This is a genomic window from Spiroplasma endosymbiont of Virgichneumon dumeticola, from assembly GCF_964264745.1.
Classification (GTDB): domain Bacteria; phylum Bacillota_I; class Bacilli_A; order Mycoplasmatales; family VBWQ01; genus Spiroplasma_E.
In genome coordinates, this window is the sequence record NZ_OZ183478.1 from 365,935 (window position 1) to 389,556 (window position 23,622).

The following is a 23,622-nucleotide window of genomic DNA, read 5'->3' on the forward strand; positions in this document are numbered from 1 at the left end:
GTATTATCTATTATTTCAAAAAAATTAAAAAAAATAAACAAGATATAGTCGCAAAAGAACTTAAATTTAATAAATTAATTGAATATATTATTTTAAATACTAAACAATTAAATGATAAATTACAATTAACAGAAACTCCTATTGCACAAAAATTAGATGCTTTTGATGTTGATGAAAAAGATTTTGAAGATTTTATTATTGCTCAAAAAGCAAAATGTCAAGAATTAACAAATAAAGATAAGAAAAAAGTAACTAAAATTAAAATTTAAAGGGTTTAAATACCCTTTATTTTTACATTAAGGAGTAAATTATGGCTATTAAAGACCCAATTTTATTTATAACAGTTGAAGAATTTAAAAATTCTAAATATTTTAATGAATTATCATTTGATAAAGTTAATACTCCAGATAATGAAATTTGATTTGCAATATCTGTAGCTAGTAGTAATATTGATTATTTAAGTGGTTTTACTATTAGTAAAAAATGACCAGAAATAACACCAACAGATTTTACAGATAATATTCAAACAGCAACTACTAATTATGTTAGATTTTTATTAACTAAAGATGTAGATTATTTACGTGGTCAAGGTTCAATTAGTCAAGGTGGATTAACTTATAGTGAAACTAATCCAGATGACCCTTATTTTATCCCACCAGAAGTATTTAATTATTTAAGAAAAATTAAAGAATATCCAAATATTAAAGGTTTTGATTTAAAAGGAATAGAACCACAAAAAAATAATGATATTAGTCAAAATGAATTATTTAAACTTGATGATAATCAATTTAATTGATTATCTATAACAAACGAATTAGAAACTAATAACATACCTTCATTAATTCCTGTTGATTGAACATTAGGAAATGGAGAATATGGAAAATACTTTACAAGAACAATTATTAATAATAATAAAATTGAAAATGCTTTAAATTTATATGATTCAAATAAATCTCAATTACTTTCTAAATTAGAATTTTATAAAGAAATATCAAAAATTGATAATAATAGTGAATTTGAATTGCAAATTGAAAATCCGATTAATAACTTAAATCGGATTGAAATCAGTGGTATATTTGGTGCTGGTAATTATGATTTAATTTTAATAACAGATAAACAAGAAATAAATTTAACTAATATTAATTTGTTTGATAAATATAATGAAAATATTTCTTATATTAACTTAGAAATTTAGATTAATCATTAAAATATCCATCCGGATAATTACCATCTCATTTAGTATCACCTTGATGTTTTGATTTAATACCAAAATACAAATCTATTTTATGATAATCATCTCTTGGATGTTCTCAGATAGTCGCCCCTCCACCACAAGAAGTTTTCGTATAATCATAATTTAAAAATGATAATTCATTTTTACTTTCATGGGTAAGCACCCCCCATGATTAATCCTATTGTTCCGGTTGTTGCACCAGTTAGTGCTAATCCTAATGTTAGTTTACTTAAATTTGTTTTTATTCATGTTTTCATATTAAATTACTTCTACCTGAATTTTTAATTTATATTGATTAGTTGATGCTTGATTTCGTAAATCAATTGAATTTATTTCATCTTTAAAATATTCAAAAACATCAATTCCTTGTTCGATATTATTTTTTGTAATTTTTTCATTGATATTTTTAAAATAATTATGTTTTCAATTTTCATATTCTTTTTTCTGATTATGAGACTTAAAATTATTAATGATAATCTGTTGTTTTTGATTTTGGCTTGAATGTTTAATAAAATAATTATATTCATTAATTATTCTTTCTTTTAAATTTAAGTCAAAATATCAATAATTTAAAGATTGATTAAAATAACTAATATATTCTCGTCAGCATTTTGTTACAATAATATGATCAAGTTCTTCAAAATCAAAATTTAAAATATTTGTATTTAATTCTTCTTTTAAAGCAGTAAGAAATTGTATATCTCGAATTAAGTCTTTTTCATAATTAATATTTTCTTTTAATAAAGTTTTATAAGTTGCTAATTCAATAATATTTTTTTGCCAATCATCATTTATAATATTTATTAATTGATTATTATTAACTATTATTTTCATATTAAATTACTCCTTTTTCTTAATTTTACTATAAATTATACTTAATTTTATTAAATTTTGCAAATATGCTTTAAACGTTAAAATAACGCCAAATACAAGGCGTTAATTTTGTGATACCTATACTATTACTAGTATTGTTTTCGTTGGTTATATGACATAAGAAAAAACACTTATTTTAGTATAAGCATTATTTTTTACCCCTAATTATATTTTTAAGATGATATAGTACATAAATAAAGTATGATTGGGGGCATATTTAAAATAAATAAATTAGGTAGTTATTAAAGTTTAAAAATAGATAGGAGAAATTAAAAATGGAATTTAATTATAAATGAAATTTTAGAGAACAATATGCTAAAATTGATAAATGAAATTTAGAATATTTAACAAAGAAATGAGAAAAAATAGACAGAAGAATAAAAAATACAAGAGATAAAAAGAAATATAAAAGGCTTTTCTCCCTTTATGTACTATTTTTAAATTTTATCACATAAATGCTGAGAAAAGCCTATCTACGGACTTCTCCCCACATTTTTAAATTAAACATAGCATTACAGTTTCAAAACTAGGTATGTTATTGAATTTATATGCAGCTTCTTTTGCATATAAATGAATATGATGTTTTGCAACTTTGATATGTGTTTTAAATGTTCTTCGTATATGTTTTCATACTGACTCAATTTGGTTGGTATTTACACCAGTTTTTGAAACATAGCCATCTTGATGGTTAACTGTTTCATGCTTAGTGAAAACCGATTTCAAATCGCGATATCCTTTTCAAGAATCAGTATGTACATCACACTTTGAAGAAATGTGGTTTATTGCAAACTGCAAAAGATTTTTACTGTTTGCGTTTTTCAATACTTTCACAATCAGATTGTTGGTTGTTTTTTCATAAATACCAACAATCAAGGTTTTATTCAACAAGGATCTTCCTTGTTTTTTAAAACCCATATGTGAAAGATACATTTCATCCATTTGCACTATGCCCTCAACAATGAATTGAGGTTCTTGTTTAGCAATGGCACTTCGGATTTTATGACCCATTCTTCAAGCTGTTTTCAAGGTCACTCCCAATTCTTTTGCAACATCAGTTGATGGAATTCCATGTTTGGTGTTTATTCATCTAAAGATGAGATAAAACCAAGATATTAAAGGTGTTTGTGACTTTGAAAATATAGTGCCCGTGAGAATACTGAATGTTTGATGACATTTCAAACATCTCATTTTTCTTAAATTAGAAGTATTCAAATTAAAACTAGAACACCTAATACATTTGCTTTGTTTCAAACTTGCTATATATGCAAGACATTGTTTTTCAGTTTGAAAAGTATTATTGAACTCATTCAATTTCATTGTTTCCTCCACAAGTACATGTGGGGAGAAGTCCGATATAAAATTGTTGATTATCAATATCGAACAAGAAAAATAATATATGGAATGATAACTTATAAAAGAAGAATATATGAATATTTTGATGAAAAATTACAAAAATGAATTCGTGTTTGTTTAGTTGATGAAATACTAGAATTGCCAAAATATAAAAGAATTGGTGAAGATATCAAACAAACTGCTATTGAATATTTTGCTGATGGGAAAAGATATCGTGATATTTGTGATATTTTAAAAAAATCAGATATTAGTCTTAGTACTGTTCATAGATTTTTTAAACATTTAATAGTAGTTGAAGAAAATGGAAAAAAAGTTAAATTAGAACCAAATCAACCTATTTTTGTAGCTATTGATGATGGACATCGAAAGTTTTGAACGTTTAAACGTAAAGCTGGTAAATATTATATGAGACTAGTAACATGATATACAGATAATATTAATCACAAATTAGTTAATAAAAGAGTGAAAACTATTATCAGACCAAATAAAACAAAAATCGGAGTTAAAAAAACTGCTGAATTTATTAAAGAATACGGTAAAATTTTTTTTGAAAATTTTGAACAAGCAAAAATCATTATTTGTGGTGATAGTGCAGGATGAATTAAATATGTTGCATATTTTTTTGGTGCTGAGTTTGTTTTAGATAAATTTCATTTAATTATAACACTATATCTTGGAATAACGGCTGGAAATAAAGACAAATATTTACAAGAATATATTAACGGACTTCTCCCCACAAGTACATGTGGAGAGAAGTCCGTAATTTAATTGATGTTACAGATGACTTACAAGAACAAGAAACTATTGATTCAATAGTTTCTACTCATGAAGTCTTAATGGTTAATAATCAATAACGTGATTATTAACCATAGAGATTAAAAAGAGAGAGGAAATTTAATAATTAGTCTTTCATATTATCGCTAGTATAAGCAACAGCAACAGAAGATGAATTAATAATTTGATTATTTAAGTTTAAGTTTTTATTTAAACCAATATTACTGATGACAGAAACACTTGATACTGGTAAAGTGCGAACACGGAATGATAAATCATGAATTTCTGTTTCATTTAATACACGTAGTTGGTTATCAATTAAATATTCAGCACCAATTCTAAAATTTTTAATTCAAGTAAGGCGATTTAGGTTAGCATAACAAATATTATCTTCTAAAAAATTTAAAATAGCATTATTACTTGATTTTTTTAAATTAATAAGTGCTAAGTTATCACCAATTGATCCTAAATTTTGTTCATGATGTTCAATTGATGTTTTAATAATAGGGATTACTAAACATTTTTTATCGGGAGTTTGTGTTCAAATGATAACTGGTTCTAGTTTACAACCAATACAATATTGATAATTACAATTAGCATTTTCACATCTAGTTTCATTAGTAGTTTTTGTTAATGGAACATTCGCAAAGTAAATGCCACAATTGGTAAGATTTTGCATTTAATAAACCTCATTTTCTCAAAATTATTTATACTAAATCTAAGTTTAATTACCATAAAGGAGTAAATTTGAATCTAAATTTATCATTTTAAATGCTAATGACATAAATTTCTAAAATATTTTTTATCATTAATATTATGTGTAAGTTTTGGGTTTAAGGGTAAATGTGGAAATAAATTTTATTTGTGAAGTTGGAATAGATATTAAATTATTTTTCTAAGTATAATAAAAACTTATATCAACTGAATTAAAACATAAAAACTCTTATCTGAATATATTATCCAAATAAGAGCATAAAGCCAAATTTACAATTTTAAATTAATTAAACTATTTATTACTTGTCCTAAATAATAGGACAACTTAATTATAACAAGGTATAGTTTTTTATTCAATAGATGTGCTATATAATATCAAATAAATTTAGTTTAATTTATTTGATATGAGTAGTATTTGCTCTATAAAAAATAAAAAACCTAAAATTCAATAAAATCAAATTTTAGGTCGTGTTGGTACCTTTTTTTATTTTTTTCCTACTTTTCTGCAAAATTAAAGGATATCGGAATTTACTTTCTATTTAATTTCAAATCTAAATCTTGAGCTATATCCATTACAACTTCAGATAAAGTTGGATGTGGATGACATGAATTAGCTAATTCACTAATTGTTCCTTCAGAAGTCATAATATTAATGATTTCAGCAATCATATCAGTAGCTGTTGTTGTTAAAATATGAGCGCCTAAAATTTGGCCATACTTTTTATCAACAATAATTTTAACAAAACCATCAGTTTCACCATCAGCTAGGGCTTTACCATTAATGTTAAATGGCTTTTTAGCAACTAAACAATCAGGATAAGCTTTTTTAGCTTCTGCTTCAGTTAATCCAACACTAGCAACTTCTGGGAAAGTATAAATACAATTTGGCATTTGATCGTAGTTAATATTCTCTTCATGTTTTGCTTTTCCTTCTTTGACTAAAATGTTATTAACTGCTATTAATCCTTGATGAGAAGCAACGTGTGCTAACATTTTTTCGTCATTAGCATCACCAATAACATAAATATTATCTACTGCTTGTTGATTTTTATCTAAAACTTCTAACTTACTATTAACTGCAAATGCTCCATTTGATTTAATTTCTAAATTAATATTCTCAAAACCTTTAGTAATTGGAATTCTTCCTATGCTTAATAAAGTGTAGTCACTAGTAATTGTTAATGGTTTTTTACGTTCTTTATCATCAACTTTATAATAAGTTATTTTTTTACCTTCTAATTTTGCAACACTATGATTAGTAATGATTTTAATATCATTTGTTTCTAAGATTTTTGTTAATTCTTTAATAATATCAGAATCTAATGTGGCTAAAATTTGGTCTAAATACTCAATAATCGTTACCTTAGTTCCTAAGGTACTAAATAAACAAGCAAACTCAACACCAATAACTCCACCACCAATAACTGTCAATGTTTTAGGAATTTCTTTTAAAGATAAAATTTCTGTTGATGTTAATAATGTTGGATTATCTTTTAAGTTACTGGTTGCTAAACCAATAACTGGTACATTTGGATTATCAAACATTTTTACTTCTGAACCAGTAGCAATGATTAAATATTTTGTTGTATAAGTTTTTTCTTTACCTTCTTTATCAATAACTTTAATAGTATTGCGATCAATTGCACTTCCTTGCCCAATTAACATATCAACTTTATTACTTTTCATTAAAAATTGAACACCATTAGTTAATTGCTTAACAACTTCATTTTTTCTTTGTTGCGCTTTACTTCAGTCCATTTTTAAACTTGTTTTATTAAAACTAATTCCATATTTATCAGCGCTGTCTAAATAATGATAAACTTTAGCATTTTTTAATAAAGTTTTAGTAGGAATACATCCAACATTAAGACACACTCCTCCTCAAGTACCGCGTTCAACAATCGCTGTTTTTAATCCTAATTTGGCAGCACGCTCAGCAGTAATATAACCACCAGGTCCAGCTCCCACAATAATTAAATCATAATTATAATTTGACATCTTATTTTCTCCCTATGCTAGAATTAATGCTGGATTTTTTAAAATTTCTTTAATTTTTATTATAAAATATCCAGTATGGTTAATACTAATTACAACAATTTTAGGTTTTTTAATTTTTATATTTCCTTACTTAGTTGCAATTTCTTAGGTATTAAATACCTAGTTAGTATTATATTTTAATTTTATCATTTTATTTGCTCTTTAATAGTTTTAGAGATAAATTATTTTAAATAAATTAATAATTAAAATATCTGATCTTAAACTTTAAAACCCTAAGAACATATATCAAAAATTGATAAAATCTTGATTAAATTTTGGCTTTTCTCCCTTTATGTACTATTTTAAATTTTATCACATAAATGCTGAGAAAAGACTATCTACGGACTTCTCCCCACATTTTTAAATTAAACATAGCATTACAGTTTCAAAACTAGTTATGTTATTGAATTTATATGCAGCTTCTTTTGCATATAAATGAATATGATGTTTTGCAACTTTGATATGTGTTTTAAATGTTCTTCGTACATGTTTTCATACTGACTCAATTTGGTTGGTATTCACACCAGTTTTTGAAACATAGCCATCTTGATGGTTAACTGTTTCATGCTTAGTGAAAACCGATTTCAAATCGCGATATCCTTCAGTATGTACATCACACTTTGAAGAAATGTGGTTTATTGCAAACTGCAAAAGATTTTTACTGTTTGCGTTTTTCAATACTTTCACAATCAGATTGTTGGTTGTTTTTTCATAAATACCAACAATCAAGGTTTTGTTCAACAAGGATCTTCCTTGTTTTTTAAACCCATATGTGAAAGATACATTTCATCCATTTGCACTATGCCCTCAACAATGAATTGAGGTTCTTGTTTAGCAATGGCACTTCGGATTTTATGACCCATTCTTCAAGCTGTTTTCAAGGTCACTCCCAATTCTTTTGCAACATCAGTTGATGGAATTCCATGTTTGGTGTTTATTCATCTAAAGATGAGATAAAACCAAGATATTAAAGGTGTTTGTGACTTTGAAAATATAGTGCCCGTGAGAATACTGAATGTTTGATGACATTTCAAACATCTCATTTTTCTTAAATTAGAAGTATTCAAATTAAAACTAGAATACCTAATACATTTGCTTTGTTTCAAACTTGCTATATATGCAAGAAATTGTTTTTCAGTTTGAAAAGTATTATTGAACTCATTCAATTTCATTGTTTCCTCCACAAGTACATGTGGGGAGAAGTCCGTAAATTTTTTTACTTAAAGGTGCTACTGGTTTGCCATAATAAGCATCTAAATAAATTTGTTTAATATCTTTTAATAACGGAACTCTTGGATTTGCTGGAGTACATTGATCATCAAAAGCATCCTGTGTCATTTTGTCCAATGCGTCCAAAAAATCTTTTTCAGAAACATTTAAATTAAATTTAACAAAATAGTCTTTAAAAGAAGATGAGATTTCTACTTCTTTTGAAAGTTTTTGTATTTTAGCAATTAGTTTATCAACTAAATCTGCATCATTGTTGCCTTTAACATCACAATGACGAGCAATAGCAGCATATCTTTCTAAAGAATTAGCTGTCTTATATTGTGAAAAGTAATTTTGTTTTCCACCATCAATTAAAACCGCAGCATTATAACGAACTACATAAGGTAATAAAATTGAGTTAGCACAACCATGAATAACATCAAATCTACCACCAATTTTATGACTCATTGAATGAACTATTCCTAAAAAAGCATTAGCAAAAGCCATTCCTGCTTGTGTTGCTGCATCAGCCATTTTACTTCTAGCTAAAACTGCTGTTTTACCATTGTGATAAGCATCTGGTAAGTATTCAAAAATAGTTTTAATTCCTTGTAAACAATAAGGATCTGTATAATCTGTTGCTAAAACAGAAACATATGCTTCGAATAAATGAGTTAAAGCATCTAAAGCAGGCGCATTAGTTCCACCTTTCGGTACAGTTAATGTTAACTCAGGATCAACAATTGCCATATTAGGAGTTAAAGCATAATCTGCTAATGTATATTTAATATGAGTTTTATCATCAGTAATTACTGAAAAAGGTGTTACTTCTGAACCTGTTCCAGAAGTTGTTGGAATACAAATTAATTTAACATTACCACTCATTTTTGGAAACTTAGCAATTCTTTTACGAATATCATTAAATGTCATTGATAACTCTTCAAATTGGGAGCGTGGCGAAGATGTCGATAACTACATCATTGCTGGCAATAGATTCCTTTCTAACCCTCATTACAATCTATAGCAAAATTCACAAAAAGACGAGAAATAATCTTGTCTTTTTTTTGTAATTGTAAAATTTGCAAATTTTATAACCGTCTTTATCACTATTATCAACACGTGTTAGGGACATAAAATAGTGAACCATAACACAGTTGTTCAAAATAGTGGCTAGCATGTGGACTTGCATGTAAAAATAAAAAATAGAAGACTTAATAAGTAATAGTACTGTTTGTAGAAAATTTCAAAATTTTCGATGACCATCATCAATACTAATATAAATAGGTTGGTTTGGTTCTAGTTTAATTTTACTAATATTTTGCATGACAACTACATATTTCTTAAATATGCGACAAATAGTCATACGATTAACATTTGCTAGTAACATTGTATGACAGATATCTTTGTATCTTTTTCCATCAGCAAAATAAGCAAAGGCATTTTGTTCAATATCTTCTCCAATTCTCTTATATTTAGGTAGTTCTAGTTTTTCATCAACGAGACAAATATATATATTCATTGGTTTAGTTCTGTGTTATAATATTTGTAAATACGTCGTTTGTAAATTACTACACCATATATTGCGTTTCTTTTTCTTTTTTCAAAGTCAACAATAATATATTTGCTTTTATCTCTTGTTTTAAATAATTTTAGGTCTAGTTTTTCTCATCTTTTTTTAATATATTCTAAAGTTAACTGATTAATTTTTTGGTATTCTTCTCGATAATTTCAAGACATTATATGTCTCAGTTCTATTTAATGTTTGATACATTAATATTTTAATTTATAGTAAAGGTTAGGTGATCAAATATGAAACTTATTAGTAGTTATGCACAATTAAATAAAAAATATGACCTTAATTTTAGTGATAATAATTATGGATTTAGTTGGGATGTTTTTAAAGAGTTTGTTGGTGAACAATGAGCAGAATTTTTCACTACCAATTGTTTTTATCGTTTTGTACCAACAGCACGTTTAACAAGAAAAACATGAAATTGTTTAGCGTTTGATTTATTTGTATGCTGTAATTTTAATGATAGTTCTGTTCAAGAAGTAAGACGTTATGAAAATACTCATAATGAAACAACTATTGATTCTTTAATGGATGTTTGTCAATATTTAGAAGATAAGTATGATATTCACTTAGGACCTAATAATCCCCATGGTATTAAATGAAAAATTACTAAGGATGGTGGTTGTATTATCTTTCCTAATAATCAACAAATAGATTTTATTGGTTATGCTAATGGTAATAAGATTTTTGGAAAATCAGTTGGTGGTTCTAGTTATTTATGTTCTAGAACTGATGAAATTATTATGACCGAAGAAAAAGAAACTTTAAGTGAAAAACAATTAACACAACGTTATGAACGTTTAAAATTATCAATGTTTCGTAGTAATCGTATTAAAGTATCTAATGAACCAATTCAAGACTGAAGTTGAACATTTACTGATAGAAATATATTTAGTCCAACTTATGGTAAAAAAATTACTCGTTATTTTTATAAAAATCACTTTATTGCTTTTACTTGTAATCCCTATGATAAATACCACCCCTTTTATTTGCTCTACTGTACTCCCTATTTGCCATTAAATGAGCAAGTTATAGATACCCTTAAAAAAATTGGTAAGGTCTACTATGAAGATACGGAAGCGTTTTCAGGTCTAGGATTATTTATTTTAAGATTTACTTTATTGCCATTTTGAAAAAAATTAGAACCAGTAACACAAAAATTGATTTGCGAATTAAAAAAGAAAAATCCTGATGAATTTAATACTGTTTATTATGGATTTGAATATTTAGATAGTGATGCAACTGTTTTTCCATTTCTAAAAGCAATAAAATATTGACAACCATATAATTTACAAGAATTCTATAATAAAGAAAAAGATACTTATAAATTTGATTTTTATAGTGTTGGTGTGGATTGAGCAACAGGTAGTAAAGACCATAGCGTACTTATGGTAACTGGATTAAAGAATATAATAATAGTGGTTATTATGACCCTTATATTATTTGTTAATTAATAGTTACTCCCAATGATTTTATTAATGAAAATGAAAAGATTAATGCTTATGTTGATGAAATTTGTGGATTACTTGATAATTTTGAAAATTTTGACCAAGCAATTTATTATTATGGCGATAAAGCAAAAACCGCTATCGATTGAATAAGTCAAAAATTAGCCGATGAACATAATATCTTAATTATGAGTCAAGTTGCAATTAAACATGCTTCAAGTCTTAATCAAGAAGCAGGATTAACTGACCGTTGTGTATGAATGCGTAATATTATGAGTTATGGTAATTTTTATGCTAATCAAAATGATTTATGCAAAACGACACAATGTTTAGAAGAATTACGCTATGACCAAATCAAAACTAACATTCCTGATAAAACTATGTATCAAGACCCTTATGATGCGTTATTTTATGCACTATATCCCTATAAAAATATAATTAGGGGTAAAAATAATGCGTCTACTAAAATAAGTGTTTTTTCTTATGCCATATAACCAACGAAAACAATACTAGTAATAGGATAGGTATCATAAAATTAACGCCTTGTATTTAGCGTTATTTTAACGTTTAAAGGTATATTTGCAAAAAATACAAAAATTAAGTACAATTTAATAGTAAAATCGAGAAAAAAGGAGTAATTTAACATGAAAGCATGAATAAAAACAAATTTAAGTAAAATAACATTAGCATTAGCACTAACTGGTGCAACAACCGGAACAATAGGATTAATCATGGGAGGTACTTACCCATAATTTCGGTAATAATGTTAAACATTATTTAGACCATAATAAACAAATGGTTTTTGGTACTTCAACAATATGAGAACGAAAAAATAACGGTAAAGATATAATGGACTTATACTTTGCTATTAATAAACGGACTTCTCCCCACATGTACTTGTGGAGGAAACAATGAAATTGAATGAGTTCAATAATACTTTTCAAACTGAAAAACAATGTCTTGCATATATAGCAAGTTTGAAACAAAGCAAATGTATTAGGTGTTCTAGTTTTAATTTGAATACTTCTAATTTAAGAAAAATGAGATGTTTGAAATGTCATCAAACATTCAGTATTCTCACGGGCACTATATTTTCAAAGTCACAAACACCTTTAATATCTTGGTTTTATCTCATCTTTAGATGAATAAACACCAAACATGGAATTCCATCAACTGATGTTGCAAAAGAATTGGGAGTGACCTTGAAAACAGCTTGAAGAATGGGTCATAAAATCCGAAGTGCCATTGCTAAACAAGAACCTCAATTCATTGTTGAGGGCATAGTGCAAATGGATGAAATGTATCTTTCACATATGGGTTTAAAAAACAAGGAAGATCCTTGTTGAACAAAACCTTGATTGTTGGTATTTATGAAAAAACAACCAACAATCTGATTGTGAAAGTATTGAAAAACGCAAACAGTAAAAATCTTTTGCAGTTTGCAATAAACCACATTTCTTCAAAGTGTGATGTACATACTGATTCTTGAAAAGGATATCGCGATTTGAAATCGGTTTTCACTAAGCATGAAACAGTTAACCATCAAGATGGCTATGTTTCAAAAACTGGTGTAAATACCAACCAAATTGAGTCAGTATGAAAACATATACGAAGAACATTTAAAACACATATCAAAGTTGCAAAACATCATATTCATTTATATGCAAAAGAAGCTGCATATAAATTCAATAACATACCTAGTTTTGAAACTGTAATGCTATGTTTAATTAAAAATGTGGGGAGAAGTCCGTAGATAGGCTTTTCTCAGCATTTATGTGATAAAATTTAAAAATAGTACATAAAGGGAGAAAAGCCTTAATAAATTTACAGATGATGCATTCAAATGAGATGGTACATATCCTGATGAATATTTTAATTAAATAATTTATATTTCTAAGTTTATATAGGAAATATTTTCATTATTTTTATCAAATAAATTAATATTTTTTTAAAGTAATATTATTATTTTTATCTGTTATTAAAATTAAATCATAATTTCCAACACCAAATATACCACTAATTTCAATCCGATTTAAGTTAGTAATCGGATTTTCAATTTGTAGTTCAAATTCACTATTATTATCAATTTTTAAAATTTCTTTATAGAATTCTAATTTAGAAAATAGCCGATATTTATTTGAACCATATAAATTTAAAGCATTTTCAATTTTAGTTTTATCAATAATTGCTCTTGTAAAATACTTTCCATATTCGCCATTACCTAGTGTTAAATCAGCAGGAATTAATGATGGTATATTATTACTTTCTAATTCATTTGTAATAGATAATCAATTAAATTGATTATCATCTAAATTAAATAATTCATTTTGACTAATATCATTATTTTTTAACGGACTTCTCCCCACATGTACTTGTGGAGGAAACAATGAAATTGAATGAGTTCAATAATACTTTTCAAACTGAAAAACAATGTCTTGCATATATAGCAAGTTTGAAACAAAGCAAATGTATTAGGTGTTCTAGTTTTAATTTGAATACTTCTAATTTAAGAAAAATGAGATGTTTGAAATGTCATCAAACATTCAGTATTCTCACGGGCACTATATTTTCAAAGTCACAAACACCTTTAATATCTTGGTTTTATCTCATCTTTAGATGAATAAACACCAAACATGGAATTCCATCAACTGATGTTGCAAAAGAATTGGGAGTGACCTTGAAAACAGCTTGAAGAATGGGTCATAAAATCCGAAGTGCCATTGCTAAACAAGAACCTCAATTCATTGTTGAGGGCATAGTGCAAATGGATGAAATGTATCTTTCACATATGGGTTTAAAAAACAAGGAAGATCCTTGCTGAACAAAACCTTGATTGTTGGTATTTATGAAAAAACAACCAACAATCTGTTTGTGAAAGTATTGAAAAACGCAAACAGTAAAAATCTTTTGCAGTTTGCAATAAACCACATTTCTTCAAAGTGTGATGTACATACTGATTCTTGAAAAGGATATCGCGATTTGAAATCGGTTTTCACTAAGCATGAAACAGTTAACCATCAAGATGGCTATGTTTCAAAAACTGGTGTAAATACCAACCAAATTGAGTCAGTATGAAAACATATACGAAGAACATTTAAAACACATATCAAAGTTGCAAAACATCATATTCATTTATATGCAAAAGAAGCTGCATATAAATTCAATAACATACCTAGTTTTGAAACTGTAATGCTATGTTTAATTTAAAAATGTGGGGAGAAGTCCGTAGATAGGCTTTTCTCAGCATTTATGTGATAAAATTAAAAATAATACATAAAGGGAGAAAAGCCTTTTTTAATTTAATATTATTAATATCTGTAAAATCAAAATATTGAGATTTTAATTTTACCCATACATTTAAATATTTTCAACTATCATTTTTATCATGATGTATTGGACTTGATTTTAATTCAAAATAATAAGGCAAAAGTATTTTATTATCATCATTTAAACCTTTATTAATAGACATATTAGAATAAATATTACTTGATAACATAATTACTATTTGTTTTAATATTTGCACTTGTGGTAAACTTATATAATTTGGATAATCTAGTTTTCACTGTTTAAACAAATTATTAATAACATCACTTGGTTTTTGTAATTTAATAATAATTGGATAACCATCTCTTGTTTTAAAATCTTTAATTTTATCCATTACTTTATTACAGTCAGGTTCTTCATTAGCACGATTACGCATAATTGCTATTGGTATATAATTAATGTTTAATACTTGTTCTTGTTCTAAATTAGGATTATTATTAAATGTTTTATAATCTAATACAAATTGTTTTTGATTATCACTAATACTATAAATTGCACGATTAATAGTTACTTGTTCATTATTTAAAGTATAAATTTCAAATAATCTTACTGTTTGAGCATTTTTTTGATAATTCTCATAAAAAATAGTACATTGAATTAATTTACCAGTAATATCATAATTTCTTTGTTGTATATCTACTAATTGAAAATATAGATTATCGTTCGCAATATAAATTCAATATCCACTAATTCCTAATTTACTTAATTTAAAAATAGAATTTCAATTTTTACGATAATATTCTTGATTAATTGAACTCATTCAATTTCATTGTTTCCTCCACAAGTACATGTGGGGAGAAGTCCGTTAAAAAATACCTAAAAAACCGAAAATAACATAAAACTTATGAAAGGAAACTTTAATAAGAATTTTTGATTTGTAAAAGTAAGTATTATTGTTGACTTATATTTTCTAAGTGCTAAGATTAATATACAATTACATAACTTAGTCTCAATTATTCTCGTCTAACTTTATAATTTTAAGACAACTAATGAATAATTATCGACAACATCGTTATGCTCCCATAGCATAATTAGATTCTTTTTTACCTTTTAAATTATGAACTTTCATTAACTTTTAAAAACTTTTGAGCACAAGAAATTAAAGCAGTATCATATATATCATCAATAGTAGCACCACGTGATAAGTCATTTACTGGTTTTTTTAAACCTAAAATAATTGGTCCAATTGCTTTAAATTTACCTAATCTTTGAGCAATTTTATAACCAATATTCCCTGATTCTAAATCAGGAAAAATAAAAATATTGCACGGACCTTTTATATCTAAACTAGGAAACTTCTTATTACGTATTGTTTCATCAAATGCAGCATCAAATTGAATTTCACCAGCAATATTAATTTTTTGATCAGTTTTTCAAGTAAGTTGTGATAATTTTTGAGATACTGTTCTTACATTATCAACACTTGTACCTGCACTACTGCCATTTGTTGAATAAGATAACATCGCTACATTTAACTCTTTAAAATTAACTGAATCAAACGTTTTAAAATCAAAATCAAGAGCAAAATTAATTGTACTGTTAGCAATATCAAACAATTGTTCTACTGTTGGGAAAATATTGATTGAACAATCAGCAAAAATATAAGTTTCATTATAGTGATTCATAATAAAAGCACTAGAAACAGTTTTTTTGTCTGATTTAATAATCTGTAATGCTGGTCTTAAAATATCAGAAGTTTTATAGTTAATCCCTCCTACTAAGCAATCAACTAAATTTAATTCTAGAAGCATCATTCCATAATAATTTTTATTAGCAACTAACTTTTGTGCTTGTTCTAAAGTTAAACCTTTTTCTTTTCTAATTTCATATAATTTTTGTGCTATCTTTTTTTGATCAGTAGTTTTAATGATACTTATACGATTAGCGATTTCTTGAGGAATATTTTCACTTTCATGAAACAATAATACTGGTTCAATAATATCTTTAATTTTAATCGTTTTTAAACCACCATTTTTATCTATGTAAAAAAAAGTATTTTCTAATAGTTTTAAAGCCACAACTTGAATTTTTTCATTTTCCCCTTCAGGAAATAAAACTCTAATTGGCTTTGATGGTTTTTTTTTATAAATAGTACTTAATATATGTTGTTCTAAATTCATTTTAAATTACTCCTCTATATTATTATTTATTAGTAATGATTGTACCAGCAATTGATTTTAAGATGTTTTAAATATATTATTTGATTAATAACAAAAACTAAAATATCAATATTTGCTTCTATTGACGTTTTTGAAACAATTAAATCCAGAATTTTCGAATTTTTACTAGTAATTTTCTTGATAAGTTCCAAAATCAAAGTAGTAAGCATTTTTATAAATTATTGGATTTTATCATTAACACCATTTTTATATTAAATAATTGTCATAATTAATTTCAACAGTTCTTAAAGCAGAATAACAATATAACCATTTTCTAAATAACTAACGGTGTTTTGTAATAAGAATATTCTGTTACTTTATTAACTTTTAAAACTGAGCATTCAATCACATTTAAACTCTTTAACTTTTTAATTTCTTTTTAAAAGAAAAATTTTTCTTAGTTATGAAGTTAAATTAGTTAATTTCTTGCGTTTTGCAACTTTTATAAGCTAGTTACATGCTCCAAATTTTTAGTAATTTATTACATAAGAATTGCTCCATGGTCAATACCACAGCATTAAGCAACTTTACTAAGTTTAACGCCTTCTTTAAATTTTTTCAAGAAAAAGAATTTAATTTTGTAGAAAAATGTCGTTATCTTATGATAATGTCCAAACCTAAGATACTACCTTAACTACTTCCATGTAATAGTCTAAAATAAATTTATGCCACTATGGCTTTGACAACATTGTATGCTTGACATGAGTTAACTAAGTTCTTTAAAAAAATCATCCATTTTAAAATAATCAATACTATGGTCAAATGTTGATGAATAAATAATTTTAAAGCTCAAAGAAATACGATTTTCATCATTTAATCTTTGAACTTTATCTTTTAATTTATATCTAATATTTTTAATATTTCTAATACTACGATCAGTCTCACGCCTAATATCAAACACAAAAAAACATTTTATTTCATTAAATAAAATCTCATGATTGGTGTCAATATTATGTTGAAAACAACTAAAAGTATCCATAAATTTTTTTGATAAATCGCTAACAATATCTTCATGAAAATGTTTTTGAATTTTAAATTCAATAAATAAAAATTCATTTTTTTTGTTAAAAGTAATAGCATCGATTGATTTCACGCCACGAGTGTGATTACAACATAATATTTTTAAATTATCACCATCAATCGCATATTCATTAGAATCTGATGAATACGTTTTAGAAGCAGTACTATATGAAAGCGTACGAAAAGTCTTTTTATTCTTTTTATAAATCTTAATTAAATTACTTTTTAATGTCTCATTTAAATTCATACTTATCCAACTCCCTGTATGGATAGCTTAAAGCCTCGTTAATATGGTCTAAACTATTCTCTTCTATTATACAAGAATTAAAATTTTTATCTTTATTAATGAAATTATACTTAAATGTTAAGTCTTTAAAATCACGATTTGACAATGAAGTAATAGTTTCAATAATATAAGGACTATGTGTTGACACTACTAATTTAAAATTGACAATACGAGCAATGTCTAATAATAAACGAGCAAACAAATACTGTCATTCGGGATGGATATAAGCTTCGGGTTCATCAATAATAACTAAATTACCTTCTTTAAAGAAACCATTACTAATCATTGTCTTAAATGCTTCAATAATTTTTAAGCCACGTGATGAATTAGAAAATTTAACAGTTACCCCTTTTTTAGTTAAGCTACCATTTTCCAAGTTGATTTTATTCTCAAAAGCAAAGTAATTATATAGTTCCTTACTAATTTTTTCTTTAACAAGAACAGCTTTTAAATTACTATAGCGTTCAGTTTCATCGTCATCACTAATCTTACTTTTAAAATCATCTAAATAATTACATTTTTTAAATTTAAAAATATTATTAATTGATAATTTTAATCTTTCAGTTTCTAACATATATTCAGAAGTTTTTTGAATACGTTTCTCTTCCATCATTAAATCTAAAATTTGATCAGTGTCACTAATATATGTAGCATCAAGGACAGGGTTTTCAATAATATTTTCTAAATAATTAAATGCATTTTCCAATTCAAATTCATTATTTGCTTTAATAATAATACTTAATTTTTTTTTGTTATCCAAGCTAAGTTTTAACTGACTATCTTCATTACTATAGTTTTTATTTTTTAATGTTTCACCATGAAAATTTTCTGATAAGATGTTGGAAATTAAATGAGAAATAATATCTTTTTTATCATTAGTGAAAAATATTAAAATTTCTTCAATATCTTTATTAATAGTATTAATAACATACTTAATAGTTTTTATTTTATAAGCATCCTTATTAGTATTACTATCAATTTTTTGTAAAGTAATACTAATTAATTCATCATTTTTTTTCAATAATTTATTACAATCTTTTAATAAACTAATTCAAAAATCATTAAACTTTTCTTGTTTATTATCAAAATTTTCTACTCATTTTTGTAAAAACATTTTATTACTTATATTAAGTTGCTCATAAATCGTATTAATTTCTTTAAATAGTGGTGTTTCTTTATCTTTATTACTAAAGTTAGTTTCAATAAAAGTATCAATCGAACTTTCGATTTGTTTGAATGTGCTTTCAATAAAACTAAGAAAATTTTTAACAACTTGTGATTCAATATCGCTAGTAGCAATTTTCATCATAGCAAAAACTAAACGACTTAAATAACTTTTACCAGTATCATTAACGCCAGCAATCACTGTAATATTACCGATATTTAAAGTAGTATCTTTAAATGGCCCAATGTTTTTTATTTTTAATTTCATGTGTAACTCACCTTTATATATTAAAATATTTTAAATCCTACAAGTATCATACCATTTAAGATTAAATAAATGGCAAATATTGAGTATTTTACTTATTATTAATAATAAAAAAAATTAAAGTATGATTGACAAATGAAGCACAAATTATGTCTTAAAACTTATTTATTGCGGATTACCACAATAAAAAGCATTAACTACTATTATTTTACCAAAACTTACTTGTAGTCAGACTGGAGCTGTCGTGAATGTTTCAATAACAGACATACTGTTATCAGTTCAAGTTAGTGATGGTGTTGCAGATAAAAAGTTAAGTAAAGCAGTTCATTGATTTTGTTTATCATTACTATTTAAATTTAAAGTACAATTACTAGTTAAAGCATTAACAGTAAAACCACAAATTTTAGTTAAAGCAATAGTGTTTGAATTAACCAACTGTGAAGCTAGTTGTGGAATATTTAAGTTATTATTATTTAACGTATCTAAATGATATGTGTGCAAAGTTTTATTATTTAATTTAACACTAACTTCCATAGTACCCCTAGCAATTTGATAATCCAAACTACTAGTAGTTATTTTACCATGATTAACGTTATCAATAATAGCAGTTAGATTACTAATATTAGCAACATCTTGGTTACTGTATATTGTTCCAACACCACCAGAAGTAAATCCTAACTGTCTTAATAAATTAGTCGTTTGCAGGTTCTTGGCTGTAAAGTCATTACCATTAGCAATCAATAATTGCGTTTTGAAATTAGTCTCAGTAATGATTTTTTTATTAATAGAAATTTCATACATATTTATTTGGGCATTATACTGTAATTTTTGTTCTATTTTTGGAGTATTATTATCACTATATCATCCTAATAACCTAGCAAACTCTGTATCAACTTGTGGTGGATTTCATGCTAAAATTTTACTATGCACATTAATACTTGTTAAAGATACACTACTAATCATAATAGCGCCTAGAAATCGTAATATCACTTTCATAATTGTTACCTCTTTTTGCATAACCAATAATATAAATGGTATTAAAATCTAAATAATAAATATTACTATTCATGTAATATTTATTTTCTAATTTATATTATACATAAAATTTTAAAAGATTATTAATCTTTATATGTCATCTAGATTAATGAAAAAAATAAGAATAAAAATATCTTTGTAAAATATTTTACAAAGATATTGAATAATTTATGGCTTTTCTCAGCATTTATGTACTATTTTTAAATTTTATCACATAAATGCTGAGAAAAGCCTATCTACGGACTTCTCCCCACATTTTTAAATTAAACATAGCATTACAGTTTCAAAACTAGGTATGTTATTGAATTTATATGCAGCTTCTTTTGCATATAAATGAATATGATGTTTTGCAACTTTGATATGTGTTTTAAATGTTCTTCGTATATGTTTTCATACTGACTCAATTTGGTTGGTATTTACACCAGTTTTTGAAACATAGCCATCTTGATGGTTAACTGTTTCATGCTTAGTGAAAACCGATTTCAAATCGCGATATCCTTTTCAAGAATCAGTATGTACATCACACTTTGAAGAAATGTGGTTTATTGCAAACTGCAAAAGATTTTTACTGTTTGCGTTTTTCAATACTTTCACGATCAGATTGTTGGTTGTTTTTTCATAAATACCAACAATCAAGGTTTTGTTCAACAAGGATCTTCCTTGTTTTTTAAAACCCATATGTGAAAGATACATTTCATCCATTTGCACTATGCCCTCAACAATGAATTGAGGTTCTTGTTTAGCAATGGCACTTCGGATTTTATGACCCATTCTTCAAGCTGTTTTCAAGGTCACTCCCAATTCTTTTGCAACATCAGTTGATGGAATTCCATGTTTGGTGTTTATTAATCTAAAGATGAGATAAAACCAAGATATTAAAGGTGTTTGTGACTTTGAAAATATAGTGCCCGTGAGAATACTGAATGTTTGATGACATTTCAAACATCTCATTTTTCTTAAATTAGAAGTATTCAAATTAAAACTAGAACACCTAATACATTTGCTTTGTTTCAAACTTGCTATATATGCAAGACATTGTTTTTCAGTTTGAAAAGTATTATTGAACTCATTCAATTTCATTGTTCCCTCCACAAGTACATGTGGGGAGAAGTCCGTTTTATATAACATATTTTCTCCATCACGCGGTGGTGATTGATAAAGAAAATTATAAACATTATTAACAGTAGCAATAATATTAATGATACTACTTGTTAAACTATCATTAAGATTTTTTAAACTGCTCTTACTAATAAAATACTTACCTAAACTATTAGCAACAGACATATCAATACCACCAGAAGTACGAGTTGCTTTAGCAATATAATATAAACCTAATGTTTCACTCAAACTATTATTATGTTCTACTTTATTAGCTGATTGCTGACTACTAATATTAATATGGTTTTCGATACCACCAAATTGTAAATATTTTCAACTACTATTATCACCACTAAAGTAACTATCACTATAAATACTTTTACTATAGGAATTAAAACTATCTTTAATAGTTGTAATTTGTTTGTGACTATTCATTTGTTCTTGAATGTTATTTAACATACTTTTATCGGCATCAGAAAGATTTAAACTAGAATCAATTGTTAGATTTCCATTATTATCAACAAGAAAAGCATTTCTAGTTGGTGTCCCATCACTTAAATTACCAATAGCATGGCTTGTATCATAACTATAATATTTATGGTCTGTTGTTGATTGATTAGTGATTCACTTATCTTGATTTAAACAACCAAATTTATTATTAAATAATGACGGTGGGGTTTGGTCTTTAGTAGGGGGGGCTATTAAATTTGTTGTTAATAGCAATACTATTATTAACAACATTTATTGCCACATTACTTGCTAATGTTAAAGTAGTCAAACTACTTAAAATAATTAATGTCTTTTCTACCTTTATGTACTATTTTTAAATTAAACATAGCATTACAGTTTCAAAACTAGGTATGTTATTGAATTTATATGCAGCTTCTTTTGCATATAAATGAATATGATGTTTTGCAACTTTGATATGTGTTTTAAATGTTCTTCGTATATGTTTTCATACTGACTCAATTTGGTTGGTATTTACACCAGTTTTTGAAACATAGCCATCTTGATGGTTAACTGTTTCATGCTTAGTGAAAACCGATTTCAAATCGCGATATCCTTTTCAAGAATCAGTATGTACATCACACTTTGAAGAAATGTGGTTTATTGCAAACTGCAAAAGATTTTTACTGTTTGCGTTTTTCAATACTTTCACAATCAGATTGTTGGTTGTTTTTTCATAAATACCAACAAACAAGGTTTTGTTCAACAAGGATCTTCCTTGTTTTTTAAAACCCATATGTGAAAGATACATTTCATCCATTTGCACTATGCCCTCAACAATGAATTGAGGTTCTTGTTTAGCAATGGCACTTCGGATTTTATGACCCATTCTTCAAGCTGTTTTCAAGGTCACTCCCAATGCTTTTGCAACATCAGTTGATGGAATTCCATGTTTGGTGTTTATTCATCTAAAGATGAGATAAAACCAAGATATTAAAGGTGTTTGTGACTTTGAAAATATAGTGCCCGTGAGCATACTGAATGTTTGATGACATTTCAAACATCTCATTTTTCTTAAATTAGAAGTATTCAAATTAAAACTAGAACACCTAATACATTTACTTTGTTTCAAACTTGCTATATATGCAAGACATTGTTTTTCAGTTTGAAAAGTATTATTGAACTCATTCAATTTCATTGTTTCCTCCACAAGTACATGTGGGGAGAAGTCCGAAATATAATTAGTAGCGTAGTTAGTATTATTATCACTGTTTTGATAGGGTGCATTACTAATATATCGCAAAGCAGCATTATTTGTGGAAATAAAAGTATTAATAATACCAGTAAGTACTTCATCAGGAACATTAGTTCCTAAAGTACTTCTATTCATAAACGCTCTTGCTAAACCCAAATATAATTCTGGTTTATTGGTTTGGTCTTTACTATCTGCTTGACCAATATAATAAAGTCCTAATCCTTCACTTAAACTGTCACTATTTGAAACTTTATCGGCACCTGTAACATCAGAAATATTAACATGTTTTTCCACTTGACTTTCTTGAAGAAACTTTCAATCAGATTATCACCACTAAAAATATCACTACGAAAT

Annotated in this window: 25 protein-coding genes; 9 read left to right on the forward strand and 16 right to left on the reverse strand. The window is 26.2% G+C overall.

Features of this window, described 5'->3' with window-relative positions; translation table 4 throughout:
- Positions 1-310: 310 nt before the first annotated feature.
- Positions 311-1,195 (forward strand): hypothetical protein, encoded by an 885-nt coding sequence (locus tag ACFEL4_RS02430; protein WP_375317952.1) that lies wholly within the window; start codon positions 311-313, stop codon positions 1,193-1,195.
- A gap of 1 nt (position 1,196) precedes the next feature.
- Here ACFEL4_RS02430 and ACFEL4_RS02435 read toward each other — a convergent pair whose 3' ends face one another.
- The gene (locus ACFEL4_RS02435; protein WP_375317953.1) at positions 1,197-1,397 is read right to left on the reverse strand and encodes a hypothetical protein; all 201 of its coding nucleotides are present in this window, start codon (positions 1,395-1,397) and stop codon (positions 1,197-1,199) included.
- A gap of 95 nt (positions 1,398-1,492) precedes the next feature.
- Positions 1,493-2,068 (reverse strand): hypothetical protein, encoded by a 576-nt coding sequence (locus ACFEL4_RS02440; RefSeq protein ID WP_375317954.1) that lies wholly within the window; start codon positions 2,066-2,068, stop codon positions 1,493-1,495.
- Between the two features lie 314 nt (positions 2,069-2,382).
- On the opposite strand from ACFEL4_RS02440, the gene ACFEL4_RS02445 reads away from it, so the two are divergent.
- The gene (locus ACFEL4_RS02445) at positions 2,383-2,562 is read left to right on the forward strand and encodes a hypothetical protein (RefSeq protein ID WP_375317955.1); all 180 of its coding nucleotides are present in this window, start codon (positions 2,383-2,385) and stop codon (positions 2,560-2,562) included.
- Between the two features lie 40 nt (positions 2,563-2,602).
- Here ACFEL4_RS02445 and ACFEL4_RS02450 read toward each other — a convergent pair whose 3' ends face one another.
- Positions 2,603-3,424, reverse strand: coding sequence for an IS1595 family transposase (locus ACFEL4_RS02450; RefSeq protein ID WP_375316797.1), 822 nt, complete (start codon positions 3,422-3,424; stop codon positions 2,603-2,605).
- Positions 3,425-3,442: 18 nt separating this feature from the next.
- On the opposite strand from ACFEL4_RS02450, the gene ACFEL4_RS02455 reads away from it, so the two are divergent.
- Positions 3,443-4,228, forward strand: coding sequence for an Mbov_0401 family ICE element transposase-like protein (locus ACFEL4_RS02455; RefSeq protein WP_375317956.1), 786 nt, complete (start codon positions 3,443-3,445; stop codon positions 4,226-4,228).
- A 133-nt stretch (positions 4,229-4,361) separates the two neighbouring features.
- Here the strand turns inward: ACFEL4_RS02455 and ACFEL4_RS02460 are convergent, their stop codons facing one another.
- The 5 genes from ACFEL4_RS02460 to ACFEL4_RS02480 all read right to left on the reverse strand — a co-directional run bounded on the left by ACFEL4_RS02460 (position 4,362) and on the right by ACFEL4_RS02480 (position 9,124).
- Positions 4,362-4,913: a hypothetical protein gene (locus tag ACFEL4_RS02460; protein WP_375317957.1), complete on the reverse strand. Its 552-nt coding sequence runs from the start codon at positions 4,911-4,913 to the stop codon at positions 4,362-4,364.
- A 563-nt stretch (positions 4,914-5,476) separates the two neighbouring features.
- Positions 5,477-6,946, reverse strand: coding sequence for a dihydrolipoyl dehydrogenase (gene lpdA, locus ACFEL4_RS02465; protein ID WP_375317958.1), 1,470 nt, complete (start codon positions 6,944-6,946; stop codon positions 5,477-5,479).
- A 399-nt stretch (positions 6,947-7,345) separates the two neighbouring features.
- Positions 7,346-7,726, reverse strand: a complete 381-nt coding sequence (locus ACFEL4_RS02470; protein WP_375317959.1) for a transposase — start codon at positions 7,724-7,726, stop codon at positions 7,346-7,348.
- Positions 7,621-8,157: a hypothetical protein gene (locus ACFEL4_RS02475; RefSeq protein ID WP_375317960.1), complete on the reverse strand. Its 537-nt coding sequence runs from the start codon at positions 8,155-8,157 to the stop codon at positions 7,621-7,623. Before ACFEL4_RS02475 ends, ACFEL4_RS02470 begins: the two co-directional genes overlap by 106 nt.
- Positions 8,135-9,124 (reverse strand): iron-containing alcohol dehydrogenase, encoded by a 990-nt coding sequence (locus tag ACFEL4_RS02480; RefSeq protein WP_375317961.1) that lies wholly within the window; start codon positions 9,122-9,124, stop codon positions 8,135-8,137. The genes ACFEL4_RS02475 and ACFEL4_RS02480 overlap by 23 nt, the downstream gene beginning before the upstream one ends.
- Before the next feature lie 879 nt (positions 9,125-10,003).
- Here ACFEL4_RS02480 and ACFEL4_RS02485 point away from each other — a divergent pair.
- The 4 genes from ACFEL4_RS02485 (at position 10,004) to ACFEL4_RS02500 (ending at position 12,968) form a co-directional block, all read left to right on the forward strand.
- Positions 10,004-11,221: a hypothetical protein gene (locus tag ACFEL4_RS02485; RefSeq protein ID WP_375317962.1), complete on the forward strand. Its 1,218-nt coding sequence runs from the start codon at positions 10,004-10,006 to the stop codon at positions 11,219-11,221.
- 182 nt (positions 11,222-11,403) lie between these two features.
- Positions 11,404-11,709, forward strand: a complete 306-nt coding sequence (locus ACFEL4_RS02490; RefSeq protein ID WP_375317963.1) for a hypothetical protein — start codon at positions 11,404-11,406, stop codon at positions 11,707-11,709.
- Positions 11,710-12,126: 417 nt separating this feature from the next.
- Complete coding sequence (locus ACFEL4_RS02495) at positions 12,127-12,663, forward strand: hypothetical protein (RefSeq protein ID WP_375317285.1); 537 nt, start codon at positions 12,127-12,129, stop codon at positions 12,661-12,663.
- A complete protein-coding gene (locus ACFEL4_RS02500; RefSeq protein ID WP_375317080.1) occupies positions 12,558-12,968 on the forward strand; it encodes an IS1595 family transposase in 411 nt (136 codons plus the stop codon). The genes ACFEL4_RS02495 and ACFEL4_RS02500 overlap by 106 nt, the downstream gene beginning before the upstream one ends.
- Before the next feature lie 184 nt (positions 12,969-13,152).
- On the opposite strand, the gene ACFEL4_RS02505 is transcribed toward ACFEL4_RS02500, so the two are convergent.
- Positions 13,153-13,602 (reverse strand): hypothetical protein, encoded by a 450-nt coding sequence (locus ACFEL4_RS02505; protein ID WP_375317964.1) that lies wholly within the window; start codon positions 13,600-13,602, stop codon positions 13,153-13,155.
- Here ACFEL4_RS02505 and ACFEL4_RS02510 point away from each other — a divergent pair.
- Both ACFEL4_RS02510 and ACFEL4_RS02515 read left to right on the forward strand, forming a co-directional pair.
- Complete coding sequence (locus ACFEL4_RS02510) at positions 13,602-14,138, forward strand: hypothetical protein (RefSeq protein ID WP_375317965.1); 537 nt, start codon at positions 13,602-13,604, stop codon at positions 14,136-14,138. The genes ACFEL4_RS02505 and ACFEL4_RS02510 overlap by 1 nt on opposite strands.
- Positions 14,045-14,422, forward strand: coding sequence for an IS1595 family transposase (locus tag ACFEL4_RS02515; protein ID WP_375317966.1), 378 nt, complete (start codon positions 14,045-14,047; stop codon positions 14,420-14,422). The genes ACFEL4_RS02510 and ACFEL4_RS02515 overlap by 94 nt, the downstream gene beginning before the upstream one ends.
- A 40-nt stretch (positions 14,423-14,462) precedes the next feature.
- Here the strand turns inward: ACFEL4_RS02515 and ACFEL4_RS02520 are convergent, their stop codons facing one another.
- The 7 genes from ACFEL4_RS02520 to ACFEL4_RS02550 all read right to left on the reverse strand — a co-directional run bounded on the left by ACFEL4_RS02520 (position 14,463) and on the right by ACFEL4_RS02550 (position 23,562).
- Positions 14,463-15,299, reverse strand: a complete 837-nt coding sequence (locus ACFEL4_RS02520) for a hypothetical protein (RefSeq protein WP_375317967.1) — start codon at positions 15,297-15,299, stop codon at positions 14,463-14,465.
- Between the two features lie 295 nt (positions 15,300-15,594).
- Positions 15,595-16,659, reverse strand: coding sequence for a phosphotransacetylase (locus ACFEL4_RS02525; protein WP_375317968.1), 1,065 nt, complete (start codon positions 16,657-16,659; stop codon positions 15,595-15,597).
- A 745-nt stretch (positions 16,660-17,404) separates the two neighbouring features.
- Positions 17,405-17,965, reverse strand: coding sequence for a hypothetical protein (locus ACFEL4_RS02530; RefSeq protein ID WP_375317969.1), 561 nt, complete (start codon positions 17,963-17,965; stop codon positions 17,405-17,407).
- Positions 17,937-19,436 (reverse strand): AAA family ATPase, encoded by a 1,500-nt coding sequence (locus tag ACFEL4_RS02535; RefSeq protein ID WP_375317970.1) that lies wholly within the window; start codon positions 19,434-19,436, stop codon positions 17,937-17,939. Before ACFEL4_RS02535 ends, ACFEL4_RS02530 begins: the two co-directional genes overlap by 29 nt.
- A 162-nt stretch (positions 19,437-19,598) precedes the next feature.
- Entirely contained in the window at positions 19,599-20,429 is an 831-nt protein-coding gene (locus tag ACFEL4_RS02540; protein ID WP_375317971.1) for a hypothetical protein, read from the reverse strand.
- 297 nt (positions 20,430-20,726) lie between these two features.
- Positions 20,727-22,289: an IS1595 family transposase gene (locus ACFEL4_RS02545; protein ID WP_375317972.1), complete on the reverse strand. Its 1,563-nt coding sequence runs from the start codon at positions 22,287-22,289 to the stop codon at positions 20,727-20,729.
- 100 nt (positions 22,290-22,389) lie between these two features.
- Entirely contained in the window at positions 22,390-23,562 is a 1,173-nt protein-coding gene (locus tag ACFEL4_RS02550) for an IS1595 family transposase (RefSeq protein WP_375317973.1), read from the reverse strand.
- Positions 23,563-23,622 lie beyond the last annotated feature (60 nt).